The sequence below is a fragment of the Microbulbifer sp. 2205BS26-8 genome, from assembly GCF_030731025.1.
GTDB lineage: Bacteria > Pseudomonadota > Gammaproteobacteria > Pseudomonadales > Cellvibrionaceae > Microbulbifer > Microbulbifer spongiae.
In genome coordinates this window covers 27,405-42,801 of the sequence record NZ_JAVAMR010000012.1, presented here as the reverse complement: position 1 = coordinate 42,801, position 15,397 = coordinate 27,405, and the positions used below count along the sequence as shown (strand labels likewise).

General features: G+C 50.5%; 14 protein-coding genes. 4 read left to right on the top strand and 10 right to left on the bottom strand.

Annotated elements, in window-relative coordinates; genetic code table 11:
• Positions 1 to 3: 3 nt before the first annotated feature.
• Entirely contained in the window at positions 4 to 2,634 is a 2,631-nt protein-coding gene (pepN, locus tag Q5Y71_RS06185; protein WP_306040950.1) for an aminopeptidase N, read from the bottom strand.
• A 324-nt stretch (positions 2,635 to 2,958) separates the two neighbouring features.
• Here pepN and Q5Y71_RS06180 point away from each other — a divergent pair, with 324 nt between their 5' ends.
• The 4 genes from Q5Y71_RS06180 to Q5Y71_RS06165 all read left to right on the top strand — a co-directional run bounded on the left by Q5Y71_RS06180 (position 2,959) and on the right by Q5Y71_RS06165 (position 7,397).
• On the top strand, positions 2,959 to 3,141 hold the full coding sequence (locus tag Q5Y71_RS06180) for a hypothetical protein (RefSeq protein WP_306040949.1): 183 nt from the start codon (positions 2,959 to 2,961) through the stop codon (positions 3,139 to 3,141).
• A 526-nt stretch (positions 3,142 to 3,667) separates the two neighbouring features.
• Positions 3,668 to 6,661, top strand: coding sequence for a YdbH domain-containing protein (locus tag Q5Y71_RS06175; protein WP_306040948.1), 2,994 nt, complete (start codon positions 3,668 to 3,670; stop codon positions 6,659 to 6,661).
• A gap of 203 nt (positions 6,662 to 6,864) precedes the next feature.
• On the top strand, positions 6,865 to 7,059 hold the full coding sequence (locus Q5Y71_RS06170; protein WP_306040947.1) for a YnbE family lipoprotein: 195 nt from the start codon (positions 6,865 to 6,867) through the stop codon (positions 7,057 to 7,059).
• 11 nt (positions 7,060 to 7,070) lie between these two features.
• Positions 7,071 to 7,397, top strand: coding sequence for a YdbL family protein (locus Q5Y71_RS06165; RefSeq protein WP_306040946.1), 327 nt, complete (start codon positions 7,071 to 7,073; stop codon positions 7,395 to 7,397).
• 79 nt (positions 7,398 to 7,476) lie between these two features.
• On the opposite strand, the gene rpoS is transcribed toward Q5Y71_RS06165, so the two are convergent.
• From rpoS to eno, 9 genes are all read right to left on the bottom strand, one after another.
• Positions 7,477 to 8,523 (bottom strand): RNA polymerase sigma factor RpoS, encoded by a 1,047-nt coding sequence (gene rpoS / locus Q5Y71_RS06160; protein ID WP_306040945.1) that lies wholly within the window; start codon positions 8,521 to 8,523, stop codon positions 7,477 to 7,479.
• Positions 8,524 to 8,725: 202 nt separating this feature from the next.
• Positions 8,726 to 9,499: a peptidoglycan DD-metalloendopeptidase family protein gene (locus Q5Y71_RS06155; RefSeq protein WP_371877002.1), complete on the bottom strand. Its 774-nt coding sequence runs from the start codon at positions 9,497 to 9,499 to the stop codon at positions 8,726 to 8,728.
• A gap of 185 nt (positions 9,500 to 9,684) precedes the next feature.
• Positions 9,685 to 10,647 (bottom strand): DUF368 domain-containing protein, encoded by a 963-nt coding sequence (locus Q5Y71_RS06150; RefSeq protein ID WP_306040943.1) that lies wholly within the window; start codon positions 10,645 to 10,647, stop codon positions 9,685 to 9,687.
• Positions 10,644 to 11,315: a protein-L-isoaspartate(D-aspartate) O-methyltransferase gene (locus tag Q5Y71_RS06145; RefSeq protein ID WP_306040942.1), complete on the bottom strand. Its 672-nt coding sequence runs from the start codon at positions 11,313 to 11,315 to the stop codon at positions 10,644 to 10,646. Before Q5Y71_RS06145 ends, Q5Y71_RS06150 begins: the two co-directional genes overlap by 4 nt.
• A 53-nt stretch (positions 11,316 to 11,368) precedes the next feature.
• Positions 11,369 to 12,331 carry a tRNA pseudouridine(13) synthase TruD gene (gene truD / locus Q5Y71_RS06140; RefSeq protein ID WP_306040941.1) on the bottom strand — a complete coding sequence of 321 codons (963 nt, stop codon included), beginning with the start codon at positions 12,329 to 12,331 and terminating at the stop codon, positions 11,369 to 11,371.
• Complete coding sequence (ispF, locus tag Q5Y71_RS06135) at positions 12,324 to 12,809, bottom strand: 2-C-methyl-D-erythritol 2,4-cyclodiphosphate synthase (RefSeq protein WP_306040940.1); 486 nt, start codon at positions 12,807 to 12,809, stop codon at positions 12,324 to 12,326. Before ispF ends, truD begins: the two co-directional genes overlap by 8 nt.
• Entirely contained in the window at positions 12,809 to 13,528 is a 720-nt protein-coding gene (ispD, locus tag Q5Y71_RS06130) for a 2-C-methyl-D-erythritol 4-phosphate cytidylyltransferase (RefSeq protein ID WP_306040939.1), read from the bottom strand. The genes ispF and ispD overlap by 1 nt, the downstream gene beginning before the upstream one ends.
• On the bottom strand, positions 13,525 to 13,812 hold the full coding sequence (locus tag Q5Y71_RS06125; RefSeq protein WP_306040938.1) for a septum formation initiator family protein: 288 nt from the start codon (positions 13,810 to 13,812) through the stop codon (positions 13,525 to 13,527). Before Q5Y71_RS06125 ends, ispD begins: the two co-directional genes overlap by 4 nt.
• Positions 13,813 to 14,063: 251 nt before the next feature.
• Complete coding sequence (eno, locus tag Q5Y71_RS06120) at positions 14,064 to 15,350, bottom strand: phosphopyruvate hydratase (protein WP_306040936.1); 1,287 nt, start codon at positions 15,348 to 15,350, stop codon at positions 14,064 to 14,066.
• Between the last annotated feature and the right edge of the window lie 47 nt (positions 15,351 to 15,397).

Here is a 15,397-nt window from a genome sequence, read left to right as displayed (position 1 = left end):
ATACTAGTTCAAACTTTTACTCACCACTTCATACAAATCTCCTGACAGATCTCCAGAGTCCATGATCTTCTTTAGCGCAATTTTCATTTTTCTGGCAAGATCGCCTGTGTATCTCTTCCAACGGGTAATGGGAATCACTTGTTGCGCTGCAATCTGTGGATTCAACTTATCCAGAGTGATTACCTGCTCAGCCAGAAATTCAAATCCACTACCATCACTTCTATGGAATTGGCTGAAGTTTCCTTTCGCGAAGCCACCAATCACTGCCCTTACCCGATTGGGGTTTTTCAAATCAAACGCCGGGTGTTGAATGAGTTTTTCAACAGCGCTCAGATTTCCTCTGCGGGAACTCCTGCTCTGCTGGCCAAACCAGAGTTCGACAACCTGTGCATCCTCTTTCCAGCACTGATAAAATTGTTCGATTGCAGCATTCACTTGCTTGTCACCGGCATGGTTAATCAAAACACTCAAGGCAGCAGCCTTGTCAGTCATATTGTTCGCTGTATCAAACTGCTCTTGTGCCAAAGCCAGTGCATCGGCCGTTTCTGTGGCACAGAGATATAACAGACAGGTATTCTTTAGTTTTCGCTCAGCAATGTCCTTCGCACTCAGGCTGAAGGATTTTCGCACCTTCAGTGCAGTATACTGCGCACGAAACTCGCTAAAAAGCGCTTCTGCCAGCGTTTGCAGGGCAAATTCCCGAGCGGCCACTATCGCCTCAGCATCGATGTGTACTGACGCCTCAGCAATAGACTGTTCACTCGGTAACTGCAATAACTCCGCTACCAGTGCCGGCTCGAGATCTCGATTCAGCAGCACACTTCTGTAAGCCGCTATCAGCTCCGGCTGAAGTTGCAGTACTCCCCCTGTGCGGTACGCCTGCTGCAGATCAGACAGTGCCAAAAATGCCAGCCTCTGGGAAGCATCCCACCGGTTGAAAATATCGGAGTCGTTAGACATCAAAAACAATAACTGATCAATACTATAGGGGTAATCAATTTTTACAGGCGCTGAAAAGTCGCGCAACAGGGATGGCAGGGGCTTTTCAGACAGCTCGGTGAATTCAAATGACTGCTCAGCTTCTGTAACCTCCAATATACACTGGGTAGTACCCTGTCCATCCAGAACCAGCTCGTTGCCATTTTTGTCCAATAGCCCCAGTTTCAAGGGGATATGGAATGGGCTTTTTTCTCTCTGGCCAGGTGTTGGCGGACACGATTGGCGGACAGTGAGCACATAGGTACCCAGTGTTTCATCGAAATAATCAGTCACAGTGAGTTGCGGAGTGCCTGCTTGGCTGTACCAGCGCCGGAACTGAACCAGATCAACCTGATTAGCATCCTCCATCGCTCTTACAAAATCCTCACAAGTGACCGCACAGCCGTCGTGGCGTTCAAAGTAGAGATCACTCCCCTTGCGAAACCCTCTCGGGCCTAGCAGAGTGTGTATCATACGTACTACCTCAGCCCCTTTTTCGTATACGGTCAGTGTATAGAAATTGGAAATCTCCATATAGGAATCCGGACGGACAGGGTGTGCCATGGGCCCCGCATCCTCTGCAAACTGGTTGGTGCGCAACAGGGATACATCCTCAATACGTTTAACGGCTCGCGAGTTCATATCTGCAGAAAATTCAGCATCTCGAAAAACTGTGAATCCCTCCTTCAGACTCAACTGGAACCAATCTCGACAAGTGACTCGATTCCCTGACCAATTATGAAAATATTCATGGCCAACGATCGATTCAATTCTCTGGAAAGTTGCATCTGTTGCAGTCTCTGGACTTGCCAGAACGCAAGCAGAATTGAAAATATTCAGTCCCTTGTTTTCCATCGCTCCCATATTAAAGTGATCAACCGCGACAATCATAAAAATATCAAGATCATATTCTCTGCCATATACTGCCTCATCCCAGCGCATGGCATTTTTAAGCGAGCGTAAAGCGTGATCACCTTTATTGATGTTTTTTTCTTCAGTAAATAGCTGTAACTTTACCTTTCTGCCACTGGCTGTGATGAAACAATCTTCCAAATGCTGTAGATTTCCTGCTACCAGGGCAAAAAGATAAGCGGGCTTAGCAAATGGATCCTCCCAGGTCACATAGTGATGGTCGCCTTCACAAGGGCCTCGGCTAATCTCATTACCATTAGAGAGCAATACCGGATACTCTTTTGGTGCGACTATAGTGGTGGTAAATTTCGACATGATATCCGGCCTGTCAGGGTAGAAAGTGATTCTTCTAAACCCTTCGGCCTCACACTGAGTGCAATACATTCCATTGGACAGATATAACCCCTCCAGGGTAGTGTTATCCTCTGGATTGATACAGGTTTGAATGTCCAGGAAAAATTCAGGCTTATCCACGGCCACCAAAATTCTCTGCGGCATCTTCTCGTAGTGTTCTGGTGAAAGCAGTGCACCATCGATGGCGATTGACAATAGTATTAGATCTACACCATCCAGAAATAGCGGGGGCAAACCTTCCCCGGCCGCAGGATTTCGACGGATCTTAAGCCGCGATTTGACCAGGGTTGCCTTTGGCTTTAACTCAAAATGCAAGTGGGTATTATCCACCAAGTAGTCAGGTACACGGTAATCCTTCAGATAGATGGTACTGGGCTTGGCATGTCGCATTATCAGGCATATCCTCAGTAGCAGTCGTTCACGCTGAAGAGGCGTAGAACATCGCCACAAGCAGAAACAATAAGTAGAAAAGTTATTTTTATCCCGGCAATCAAACTTGCCGGGATAACAGTGTCCCCTTGGTATTGAATCCAGGCAAATCGTACTGCTTGGAACCCCCAACCGGGATAGTGCACCCCTTTGAGGAAATAGAGGAACGGTTGTCAGTGCCCGAACTTGAGGCTAGCATTTAGCCACAGACGGCACCACAAACAACAGATGTCAGTCCCGCTACTTTCAGCCGCTGCCATCCTGTTGGTGACGGGGTGTGTTCTTATGGGTAACAAACTCATCGCCTTGCTGCTTTTCATCGGTATCCTGCTTTTTATTGGAGCTCCAATTATTGGAACACCAGCCTCAGTATCATTGCCAAACCAGCAGGAGGGCGTTTACTCAGGTACGCTAAATAAAACGTATACCCTGCAGCACGAATATCACCAACCAATTAACAATGAATAAAGCCAAATCAATAGTCAATTTCTATCGATTTGCATCCCCTAATGTAACCCAGAGGAGAAAAAATACAACGCTCGAAGTGAAGGTTGTACCTCAGCATTCTGGGGAGTACGGTCAAGCTTGCCCTCTTGTGTATTTCTTGTGTCGAAAATAAGACTTAAGCAGGGTCTACAGCATTAGCATTGACGGCATGTGAACATCACTAAAATCCAGAGCCAGAGCTACTCGCAACGCACCCTGACCGACACCTCACTCTCTATAGGGCAGCGGCTTACCACACGGGGTAAAAAGCTAGAATACCGGTTAGCAGCAGCTGGTCTATTTGATATGCTTATCTAAACTCATTCCAGGCACTCCCTGCATCTGATGCTGCCACGGGATGACATGATTGGTTAATATACAAGCTGCATCCTCTGTTTTCATGTTCTTATAGGTCCAAAATCAAACAGATCCTGCAATATTTTTCGGATTGAAAAAATACGGGTGATAATACAACCTTATGATTTAACCCGATGTCGAGAGGTTTGGTGTGCGCAAATCACGTATTTTTTTTATTGTACTGACATTGGTTCTGATCACCCTTCTCATTGGCAGTTGGTACAAGAAGGAACCGGCCATATCACAGATAATCAATCTACTTTACGGACAGGCAATTATCCAGAATATCTCCAGTTTGGAATTGGGCTTCAGTGAAATTTCAGCTAGACAGATTCGATTGCAACCTGTCAGAGGTAAAACAATTATTCTGGATAAGGTAACCATCAGCCACCCTTTCCATATTGTTCTTAATCGCAAAAGCAGTCAAAGGGTAGAAATCTCAATAGGGAAACTGAGTCGACATATGGGGGAATGGGCAGGGCCGATCAATACTCAGAACACTGCAGATAAAGCGCATGCTTATCCAGTCATAGATCTAAGCAAACTCCTTCAATCTATTATCCACTTTATGCCGGGTAAAGTTTTTATCAACCAGATAGTGCTCGGCAACAATGATCTCATGGGCCCATTGGATATTACACGTCATAATCGCCATATATCTGCAAAACTACCTTATACCTCCTCTCAACCTGAAGCATACAATTTATCCTTACAAGCCGATATTACATCCGAAAAAGTTCAACTGAATGCCAGTTTTGATTCCAATATAAGAAAGGCTGTTTCATATGTAGATGTCACTATTGTAAAAAATACACACAATGGCTGGCTTCTAGATACAAATGCAGTGCTAACTATGGATAGTCTCTCACCATTTGTAGATATCGCCACAAGTTCAACAACTGGGATTTCACCAGAAATACACACAAGCGGGGCTATTACCATCCGTACGACATCTGATATACCCGACAATATCACTGCAATTTCAGGCTATCGAAATATCACTTTAGCATTTGAGAGTGAAAATCTGACAGCATCTTTTCACAGTAAATTACTCGATACAGTACTGAAAGCCCAACTATCGACTACAACTCCTGTTGAGATGAAATTGAGTGGATTAGATCCGTTAATTCCCGAGTATATCACTGGATCTGGCAGGTTAAATCTCTTTCCATCGGGCAATCTCCCTGAGCGGAGTTTTCTATTGGACTCTGAGTTTGAATCCCATATTCAAACAAATATTTCCAGAGTTCTCGTTAACGGGTCAGTTAATTTTGCCTCTGGGAAAATATTAGCCAACTCTCCTATTTGGAATAAAATTCCAGCACTCACATCCATTAAAAATCAGAATGGAACATTAAACTTTTATGGAGAAATCAACCTACAGCCCCTGGATCAACTCTCTTCTACAGAAAAAAATGTGTTTGACAGCTTCACTCTCACCCTGACACCTGAAAGTCAAGTGCATGTTACAGCCCATATGCAAAATAGTACAGCGGGCTCCCTATTACAACCATTTGGCTTTGACAAAAGCCGGGTACAAGTTGGTGTGGAGGACAACCTTACAATCACGGGAGCAACCTCTCAATCTGGTCGGATTCACCTGGTAGTCAGTGGAGGAACCGTTTCTGTAAAAATGCGGGGAGAGAAAATCAGAAATTCAATTCTGGCCCATTTTCGGAAAATCCGTTGCAATATTAATGACAATGCCGAATGTACTTTTGGCATAGAGGCTGAGGTTCCTGAGATTGTCAATCCCATTTCCGGGACCTCCATCACACAGCTATTTTCAGATAGCGACGTGCGCATCCAAAAAACCGGTGACAAGTACTGGCTACAAGTACAAGCGTTCACAGTGACTGCAAAAGAGATAAAAGACAAAAGCCTGCATCTGAAGAATAGTGAGCTCCGGGTGCCAGACATCCACTGTGTCTTTCGTGCACATACCTCCAGTTGTAACAGTACAAAAGGGAAAAGTAACGTCACAGCAATTGTCAATGAGTCTCTCTCATTCTCAGGCGATGTCAGTTTCGGTAGTCTAAAGCTACAGATCGAGGACGGAAAGGCCGATTTTAGCGGCACATATAACAGCAAAAACCTGCATTTAACGGCCTCGGGAAATTACGCTCTGGATGCCAGCCTGTCTGGATTTGTCGCTCTTACCGGTAATGCGTTAGAGGGAAAAGGAAAGCTGGTTTCTGGTCCACTGGTAATACAGCATCACTTACAGCATAATCTGAAACAGGCAAAAGGCAATATTCTCTTTTCCCTACCACCAGTTGTTTTCAGCCCCATGCAGCCCCTAAGCCAAACCGTGAAGGGACTACCAATTGATGTGGTTTCAGGACAAGTATCAGCCAGCGGAACACTCTCCTGGCCCCAACAACAAGGTAGTGCTCTCCGACTGACGTTGTCTGATATAGCCACTGTTTATACAGATAGTTTCGCAACAGGCATTGACGCAAAGTTGCTGTTTGAAAAGGATAATGGACAGTGGGTCACAGGGGAGCCACAATCACTGTCAATACAATCCATGGACGCGGGCCTTCCCCTGGAAAAAATCCGCTTTTTCCTATCTCTGGATAGAGATATGGACCTCGTTCTGAGAGATTTTGCTGCAGAGTTTCTCGGCGGGAAGGTGACTTCGCAGGCACTGACATGGAACCTGTCTCAAGTGAAGCGACAGAGCACGCTGTATGCTCAAGCTATTTCTCTGGAAGAACTGGCCCGCGTAACAGAATCCAAACACTTTGAGGCTAAAGGTCGCCTCAACCTGACCATTCCGATGATCACTGGTCCCGATGGGATCACGGTGGAAAAGGGACATGTCAGGGCACTGGCGCCCGGTGGTCAATTGCGCTACTACGGTGCCTTTTCTCCACAAATGCTGGCAGATAACCCGCAACTGAATCTGATTGCCAACGCGCTGGAGGACTATCTTTTCCACACACTCGAAGGCAATATGGAGTATTCTCCCAGCGGAGAACTGCTGTTGAAACTCAAGCTAGTAGGGCGCAGTGACTCAGTGGATATTGACAGGGACCTGGTTATCAATCTCAACCTTGAGAACAACATTCCAGCCATGTTGCATTCCCTGCAAGCCAGCCGGGACGTGGCAGAAGCTCTGGAAAAGCAGCTGGACCAGTAGCTCGCCTATACAGTAGGCTCTCCTGTACTGGATTCACTTCAGGGTGTAAGCCCCTGCCAGTTCAGAACCGGTTAAGATTGGGTCTGTACCATAGAACTATGGCCACTCCCGACCTGATCGTTAAACCTGGCCGATCAGTTGCGCTAATCGCTGATGATGCCGCAAGTCAATAGATGCCCGACAGGCATTGCTAGGAGTTTGAAATGAGAGCCAGACAGCTGATTTCCGTGGGACTGCTTTACGCTATGGTTGTTACAGGGTGCACGCCAACCGTCGCTGTTAAGGCGCCCACTGAACCGATTACGGTCAATCTAAACGTCAAGATTGAACACGAAATCCGGGTCAAGGTGGACCGGGATCTCGACACCTTGTTTGAAGGTAAGGATGGCATTTTCTGAGGAGGAAAAACATGAGTATGGTGAAAAAAACCCTGCTGTTTCTGGGTATCCTAATCACATTACCGGCACTGGCGATTTCTCTGGATGCGGCCAAGAGTCAGGGGCTGGTAGGTGAGTCTAACAGCGGTTACATCGCAATCGTGGACACCAGTTCTCCGGAGCTGAAAAAACTGGTAAAACAAGTCAATACAAAGCGCAAAGCCGCCTATGCCCAGATTGCCAAGCGCAACAACATCGATATCGCCCAGGTAGCGGCACGCGCAGCAGAGAAACTGGAAGCGCGTCTCTCCCCTGGTGAGTATTACCAGGATAATCTCGGGCGATGGGTACAGAAGTAGGTAAATCCAGGCCCTGTGTCTTCACTGAAAGCCCCGCGAAGACACCGTCTTCGCGGGGTGCTTATTTCAAGAGCCAGGTTTAAAAGTTTCCAAATAGGGACTGCCCGTCCAGCCCCTGCTTTTCCATCACTTCGCGCAAGCGCTTGAGTGCATCAACCTGGATCTGGCGAACTCGTTCGCGGGTGAGGCCGATTTCCCGCCCGACTTCTTCGAGGGTACTTGCTTCAAAACCACGTAATCCGAATCGACGTGAAACCACTTCACATTGTTTTTCGGGAAGCTCTCCAAGCCAGCGGTTGATGCTTTCAAACAGGTCATTATCCTGCAACAGCTCAGCCGGATCAGACTCCTGCTGGTCGGGAATGGTATCCACCAGGGTCTTTTCAGAGGAGGGTCCGATCGGCGTATCCACGGAGGTAACCCGCTCATTGAGCCCCAGCATCCGCTCGACATCCTCTACCGGTTTCTCCAGCAAATTGGCAATCTCTTCTGCGGATGGTTCGTGATCCAGTTTCTGAGCCAACTCGCGAGATGCCCGCAGATAGACATTTAATTCCTTGACCACATGAATAGGTAGGCGGATTGTCCGGGTCTGATTCATTATCGCGCGTTCAATAGTCTGCCGTATCCACCAAGTAGCATACGTGGAAAAGCGAAATCCGCGCTCCGGATCAAACTTTTCTACAGCGCGGATTAATCCCAGGTTGCCCTCTTCAATCAAATCCAGCAGAGCCAAGCCACGACTGACGTACCGGCGGGCAATCTTTACCACAAGGCGCAGATTGCTTTCAATCATCCGCTTTCTAGCCGCGGCATCTCCACGCAACGCCTTGCGTGCGTAATAGACTTCCTCTTCAGCAGTCAGTAGAGGAGAGAAACCAATTTCATCCAGGTAGAGCTGGGTGGCATCCAGATTCTTCTGCAAATGACCATCACCATTCAGTCTGCGAACCCGGCTCTTCTCCGAGGAGGCGGCGGCAGTATTTTTTGCCGCTTTTTTCCGCGTACGGCCTGTATCTATCCCTTTATTGCGATCCAGTTGTTGCTCATCATTTTTTTCAACCAACTCAGGAGGAAAGTCTTCTGTCTGGCCAGCCATTGACTGGTCTTGCCGCTGTGCTTCCATTTCCCCTGCTCCTTGTACTTTGCCAATATCAGCCGCCAAACACACCCAAAAAGACTGCTCAAACACCAATCTGTCCCTAAGGGCATGTGGCGACAGCCACTGAATCAGCTGACCCTGCGGTGGTCACGATTACAGTAACTACCTCAAGTGGTATCAATAAAAAGTCCATTTTTATTACAGGGCCGCAGAACATCCGTTCGGCTTACGGCAAATAGGCAAGAGGATCTACTGGCTGACCGTTTCTGCGAATCTCAAAGTGGAGCTTGTTGCGGTCGGTACCACTTGAACCCAATTCCGCTATCCGCTGTCCCGCTTTGACTGCACTGCCCTCCCGCACCAGTAACCGGTGGTTGTGGGCATAAGCACTCAGATACTCGTCACTGTGCTTCACGATCAGCAGCTTTCCATAACCTCTCAATGCGTTTCCCGCGTAGATAACGGTGCCATCGGCCGCTGCCAATACAGATTCTCCCTTTTCTCCGGTGATATCAACTCCCTTGCGCAGGGGGTCACCGGAGCGGAATTGGCTGATCACTTTTCCACGTGCGGGCCAACGCCAGCGAATTGAGCCCGCCCGCCGGGCCTGGCTCGCATGGCGCTTGCTACTTCGCGTTAAAGATTTTTTACTGGATGCTGAAGCAGTCTTCTTGGTAGCCACCTTGCTGCTCGGCATTTTTTTAGTCTTTTTACGCGCCACTGAAACCGTGCTGGCAGGGGCTTTTCCATTCAGCTTCAGGCGCTGGCCCGGGTAGATATAATAGGGGGAGGCGATGCCGTTGAGTGCGGCCAGATGTCGGAAATCCTTACCGTAGCGCCAGGCGATCGAATACAGCGTATCTCCCTGGCTCACCGTATGGTAGTTCAAGCGAATGTCGGGGGGCTGTTTCAGGGAACTGCTGGGAGCCTTGTGGCTGCCACAGGAAAACAAACCCCAAATTAGCACACTTGTGCCTAATATCTTTAACAACCTAACCAAAAAGTATCCAAGCCCAAAACTATTGCCCCGCCAAGAACGGTGTTGAGGATGTTGTAAAAGATGACATTTCATTATTCTCTTTTTAAATCAGACTGCGGCATTTATGGAAAAAGCGTCTAAAGAAAAGCAGTAAAAATCCCCGTAAAAGTCTCCTAAAAAGCTGCCATACCGAGATTTCCGAGATCTTATTGCGGTGTGGCACAGGATTTCCCTCTATGAGCTGCAGCAAAAAAGTCCACGGCAAGTACCAACAGGATAGCGGCAAGCGCTACGATGACGGCCATCCCCAAATAGGCCTCTTCGCCGCTTTGCACCACAAACTTGGCCGGGGAGGTATTCGCCTGCAGTGGGGCCAGTTTACTGGACATCGCAACTTCTCCCTCCATAGGCAACTTCCAGGGCCAGAGAATTTTCAGACTGCCCAGCAATATCCCAGCCAGAAAAGCCAGTGTTCTGGCAACATACTTGTGTATCAGCCACGAGAGCAGTCGACTGAACAAGATCAGACCTACGGTTGCGCCAGCGGCAAAGCAGAATAAGTTGGTAATCTGCAGTTCGTGCACCGCTGTGAGTACCTTGGGGTAGATCCCAATCAACAAGAGAATGAAAGCACCGGAAATACCCGGCAGGACCATGGCGCAAATAGCCAGGGCACCGGAAAAAAACAGGGTCAGCGGAGTCGCGGGGATATCACCGGGACGCAGTTCACTCACCGTAACCGCCAAAAGTGCTCCCAGCAGTAGAAATACAAACACCGATGGAGACCATCTGGGTATCTTGCGTAAAACAGGCACAGAGGATGCCAGTACAAGGCCGAAAAAAAAAGACCAGACCACAATTGGATAGTCGCTGAGGAGGCCACTGATCAGGCGCGCAAGACTGAAAATACTGATCAAAATGCCAGCAAACAGAGATAGCAGAAAACTGCCATTAATGTATTTCCACAGCGCCACTACCCCTTCATTCTTCAACAAGGGAATACAGCGCGGCCCAATTTGACTCAAAGAGTCCAGCAACTCCCGGTAAATACCGGTAATAAAAGCGATGGTACCGCCGGAAACACCGGGGACAACATCAGCCGCACCCATTGCCATGCCACGCAGCACCACTGCGGGATATCGGCTCTTGGCGATTTCAACCAAATTCATCGAACAACACCACTAAGGAGCGGCACAAAACGCACCGCTTCCAGTTTTTCTACATCAAACAAATCGCTGTCCTGGCGGCGGACCAACAGAGTTAAATACTGCTGCTCTGATCCCACCGGGATAACCATTACACCATTGGGTGCCAACTGCCGTTTCAACTCATCCGGAACAATTGCCGGTGCTGCCGCTGCAAGAATGGCAGTGTAGGGGCCCCTATCCGGCCAGCCAAACCCCCCATTACTGAGTTTGTACTCAACATTGCGTAAACCCAGCTCTGCCAGGCGTCGGCGTGCCTTTACCAACAGGGGTTCGACACGCTCAACGGAGTAAAGTTGTTCGACCAGGCCAGCGAGAATCGCTGTTTGATAGCCCGAACCGGTGCCCACTTCCAGTACGCGCCGAAGGGACTTAGCCCGATCCAGCAGCAACTCAGTCATGCGGGCAACAATATAAGGTTGGGAGATGGTCTGGCCGTAGCCTATGGGCAGAGCCGTATCCTCGTAAGCGCGAATCGCCAGGGCTTCATCCAGGAACAGATGCCGGGGGATCGAAGCCATCACTTCCAGAACCTGCTCGTTTTTAATCCCCTCTTCCCGCAGCCTCTGTATCAAACGGTTGCGGGTGCGCTGGGAGGTCATTCCCAGGCCTTCGTGTCTTAAATGATCCATATACGGTTTATTTCCATGCCCTGCAAAACACCTGTCACTTCCAGTACCAAATTTTAAGTGCTTGATTTCACATTGACCAGTTGGGCCACTTCCCTCAACAGCGCTGTTGCAAATTCACCTCGGGTCAGGGAAAACCCGAGCACCAGACTGTCTTCTTCCCATTGATAGTGAAACGCCTCAGGGCGTAGTACCAAGGCCCGGCGCTCCTGCCTGAGCCCGCAGTGCTCTAACCAGTTGCACCAGGGCTGCCAGGGGAGCAGAGCACGCTGCTCCAACTCTTCCTGTACACGGGATACCGGATTGCGCCCGCGCCCCCAAAGGGGGCCGCTGGGATTTGCTTCCGGCTCACCATCGAGCACCTCCCGCCAGTTGCCCGCATCGACCCTTTCTGCCAGGACCTGATTAAACAGCCAACTGCGCGCTGCGGACATGGCAAAGGCCTTTTTGCTTTTGCCACAGCCACCGCCACCCTCGGCCAAACGGCGGACCAAATCCAGGTTGTTCCCATGGATACCAAAGCGCTGCTCACCAAAGTAATTGGGCACACCGGCGCTAATTTTATCCAGTCTCTGCTCGGCAGCAGCTCGCTTCCCGCGAATACTGCGCAGGCGGATTTTGAACCGGTTTCCGCTGTGCTCGCCCCGGCGCAACTTGCGCGAGCCGCGAAAAGTGTTCAGCACAGAGATCTCCGGGCCGTTGAGTCGCGACCAGTCCGGCTGGAGCTTTTTCCCCAGCCATACACTGAACCACTGGGTAGTTAACCCATGCCGGTCTTTCAAACCGAAATAGCCCACATCCGAGGTGTTTACGCCGGAAAGAGTCGCCAACTGCTTTGCCACCCAGGCCGTGTTTGCGCCGCGCTTTCTGATCTGCAGATAAACATGCTCACCATTTTCAGAGGGCGACGGAAACGCCAGTTCTTCAACAACAAAGTCTTCCGGCTGAGTGCGAAAGTCTGCGCTCACATGCACTGCACCCAACGCCCTCGGCCAATCCAGTTTCCAGCCTTCAGTCATGGGAGTGCTCGAGTAACACAACGGCCTGGGCTGCGATGCCTTCGCCGCGCCCAGGAAACCCCAGCCTCTCCGTCGTCGTCGCCTTGACACTAATATCACCGCGTTCAACACCACAATCTGCAGCGATAGTAGTGCGCATCGCTTCAACATAGGGGGCCATCTTCGGCGCCTGGGCAATCAGAGTAATGTCGGCGTTCACCAGGCGATACCCTTTGTGATTGATCAGGGTGACAACCTGTCGTAATAACCTGCGGCTATCCACGTTGGCGTAACGGGCATCCATCTCAGGAAAATGGTGGCCGATATCTCCCAGGGCCAGGGCACCCAGCAGTGCATCCGCCAGGGCATGTAGAAGTACATCACCGTCTGAATGGGCCTCAAGACCGCGCTCGTACGGAATTTTCACTCCGCCGATGACAACATGATTACCTGGACCAAAGGCATGTACATCAAAGCCTTGGCCTATTCGAAAACTCACTACTGTTTATCCTCTGTAGGGGCGTAGCGCAGGCGCAAAATGGCCTCTGCCACCAAGAGATCGGAGGGGTGGGTCACTTTGAGATTATCGCCCTGCACCGCCACGAGTTGGGGCGAATGTCCATACATTTCGAGTGCGCTGGCCTCATCGGTGACCGTTTTACCTTGTTTGAGGGCCCGACTTAGGCAGGAATACAGCAGGTGTAAAGGGGCACGCTGCGGCGTTTGTGCGAGCCAGATCCGCTTCCGATCCAACGTCTGTTCGGCGCAGGGTGCCCCGTCCAGAGTCCGGCTCTGCTTCACCGTATCACTAGCCGGGCGCGCCAAGAGGGCAATGGGCAAAACGCCTTCATCGAGCAGTGCACCAATATCCCCCCGTGTAACACAGGGGCGAGCGGCATCATGGACGAGTACCGGCGTATCATCCACCGCACGCCCGATGAGATACGTCAGTGCAGCCAGCACAGAATCTGCCCGATCGGCACCACCAATCACCGTGTGTACCCTGGGATTCTGGGCCTCTTTGAGGTGGGGGAAAAACCCATCCTCTTTCGACAGGGCCACGACAATCCCCGCAAGCCCCGGCCAGCTTAAAACATTCTCTAACGTCAGGGATAGCAGCGGTCGTCCCATAAGCGGTAGATACTGCTTTGGCCGGTCGGCACCCATGCGTTTGCCGGTGCCGGCGGCGGGCACGACAACCCAGTAATCCCTAATCACTGCCCGGTCTCTTGCGTTTCCAGGAAGATAAACAGTGTTTCCCCTTCCTTGATCAACCCTAAATCATAGCGCGCCCTGGCCTCAATCCCGTCGGTACCCACTTTGAGACTGCGCACCTCCCTGAACAATTGGCGGTTTTCCTGCTCAAGAGCAGCATTTTTCTCTCGCTGTACGGCGAGTTGACGCTTGAGACGCGTGATTTCGGCGAGACTGCCTGGACCGACCCAGAGCCGATATTGGGTGGCAAGCAGTAGGATGGTGAGAATTGCCAGCAGCCATTTCATACGAGACTAGGATTGTTTTGCTGATAAAGAGATTTACCCGGCAACACAACCGGCTGCCAGGGGATAGGACCCGGGGCGGAGCCGCCAACCACAGGCCGCCGCAAGTCCATAAAGTACAAACAGCTCAGCGCAATTACCCCCATATTTCAAGGGCGGCAGTCAGTAAAGTCATCGAGGACCGATTTGATGGCCTGGTCACTATGCACTGCAGCAGGTATCTCATACTGTGCTCTTGCAGCAAGTAAGAACCATCAGGTGAATTCAGCCCGGCCGCGGTAGGCCGCCGCCCCGTTCAACTCCGCTTCGATACGCAGCAGACGGTTGTACTTGGCGACGCGGTCTGAGCGGCACAGAGAGCCGGTCTTGATCTGGCCTGCAGCAGTGGCGACAGCCAGATCTGCGATCGTGGTGTCCTCAGTCTCACCGGAACGGTGGGAAATGACTACAGTATATCCGGCCTCTTTGGCCATTTTGATCGCATCAAGCGTTTCCGACAGAGAGCCGATCTGGTTGAACTTGATCAAAATGGCATTGCCCACCCCCCTTTCAATACCTTCTCTGAGGATCCTGGTATTGGTCACAAACAGGTCATCACCCACCAACTGGACTTTCCCACCAATCTTATCGGTCAGTGTTTTCCAGCCATTCCAATCGCTTTCATCCATACCATCTTCGATGGACAGGATCGGGTAATTGGAAGACAACTCAGCCAGGTAATTGGCAAAACCTTCACTGTCGTACTGCTTGCCCTCACCTGACAGATTGTACTTGCCATCCTTGTAAAATTCGGAGGAGGCGCAGTCCAGCGCCAGGGCAATATCCTCACCCAGGGTGTAACCGGCCTTTTCCACCGCCTCGGCAATCACTTTCAGGGCCGCTTCGTTGGAGGGCAGGTTGGGGGCAAAGCCACCCTCATCCCCGACGGCAGTGCTGAGCTTATTGCTCGACAACACTTTTTTCAGACTGTGGAAAATCTCGGCCCCCTGGCGCAGGGCCTCGGCAAAAGTCGTGGCATTTACCGGCTGGATCATAAATTCCTGAATATCCACGTTGTTGTCGGCGTGTTCTCCACCATTGAGGATATTCATCATAGGGACCGGCATGGAATACTGACCGGCAGTGCCATTGACTTCTGCAATATGCTGGTACAACGGAATTTTTTTCGACGCCGCCGCGGCTTTGGCCGCAGCCAGGGATACGGCCAGGATGGTGTTGGCGCCCAGCCTGGCTTTGTTTTCAGTACCATCGGCATCGATCATCGCTTTGTCCAGTGCACGCTGATCTGCCGCATCCATACCCTTAAGCAGGTCGGCAACGGTGGTATTAATATTCTCAACAGCTTTCAGAACGCCCTTACCAAGGTAGCGGGCCTCGTCCCCATCGCGCAGTTCGAGCGCCTCTCGGGAGCCGGTGGATGCGCCGGAGGGGGCGCAAGCGGAACCGATAGACCCGTCCTCCAAAATCACATCAGCTTCAACGGTAGGGTTACCGCGGGAATCCAACACTTCGTAGGCTTTAACAGCGACAATCTTGCTCATTAAAACGGGCTCCATATGGTACTTACTCAAACATCGGTCATGAAAGA

Bases quoted from the DNA above. Each gene is read 5' to 3' on its own strand.
- pepN (WP_306040950.1), bottom strand. From the start codon at position 2,634: ATGCGACATGCCAAGCCCAGTACCATCTATCTGAAGGATTACCGTGTA.
- Q5Y71_RS06180 (WP_306040949.1), top strand. From the start codon at position 2,959: ATGGGTAACAAACTCATCGCCTTGCTGCTTTTCATCGGTATCCTGCTT.
- Q5Y71_RS06170 (WP_306040947.1), top strand. From the start codon at position 6,865: ATGAGAGCCAGACAGCTGATTTCCGTGGGACTGCTTTACGCTATGGTT.
- Q5Y71_RS06165 (WP_306040946.1), top strand. From the start codon at position 7,071: ATGAGTATGGTGAAAAAAACCCTGCTGTTTCTGGGTATCCTAATCACA.
- rpoS (WP_306040945.1), bottom strand. From the start codon at position 8,523: ATGGAAGCACAGCGGCAAGACCAGTCAATGGCTGGCCAGACAGAAGAC.
- Q5Y71_RS06150 (WP_306040943.1), bottom strand. From the start codon at position 10,647: ATGAATTTGGTTGAAATCGCCAAGAGCCGATATCCCGCAGTGGTGCTG.
- Q5Y71_RS06145 (WP_306040942.1), bottom strand. From the start codon at position 11,315: ATGGATCATTTAAGACACGAAGGCCTGGGAATGACCTCCCAGCGCACC.
- truD (WP_306040941.1), bottom strand. From the start codon at position 12,331: ATGACTGAAGGCTGGAAACTGGATTGGCCGAGGGCGTTGGGTGCAGTG.
- Q5Y71_RS06125 (WP_306040938.1), bottom strand. From the start codon at position 13,812: ATGAAATGGCTGCTGGCAATTCTCACCATCCTACTGCTTGCCACCCAA.
- eno (WP_306040936.1), bottom strand. From the start codon at position 15,350: ATGAGCAAGATTGTCGCTGTTAAAGCCTACGAAGTGTTGGATTCCCGC.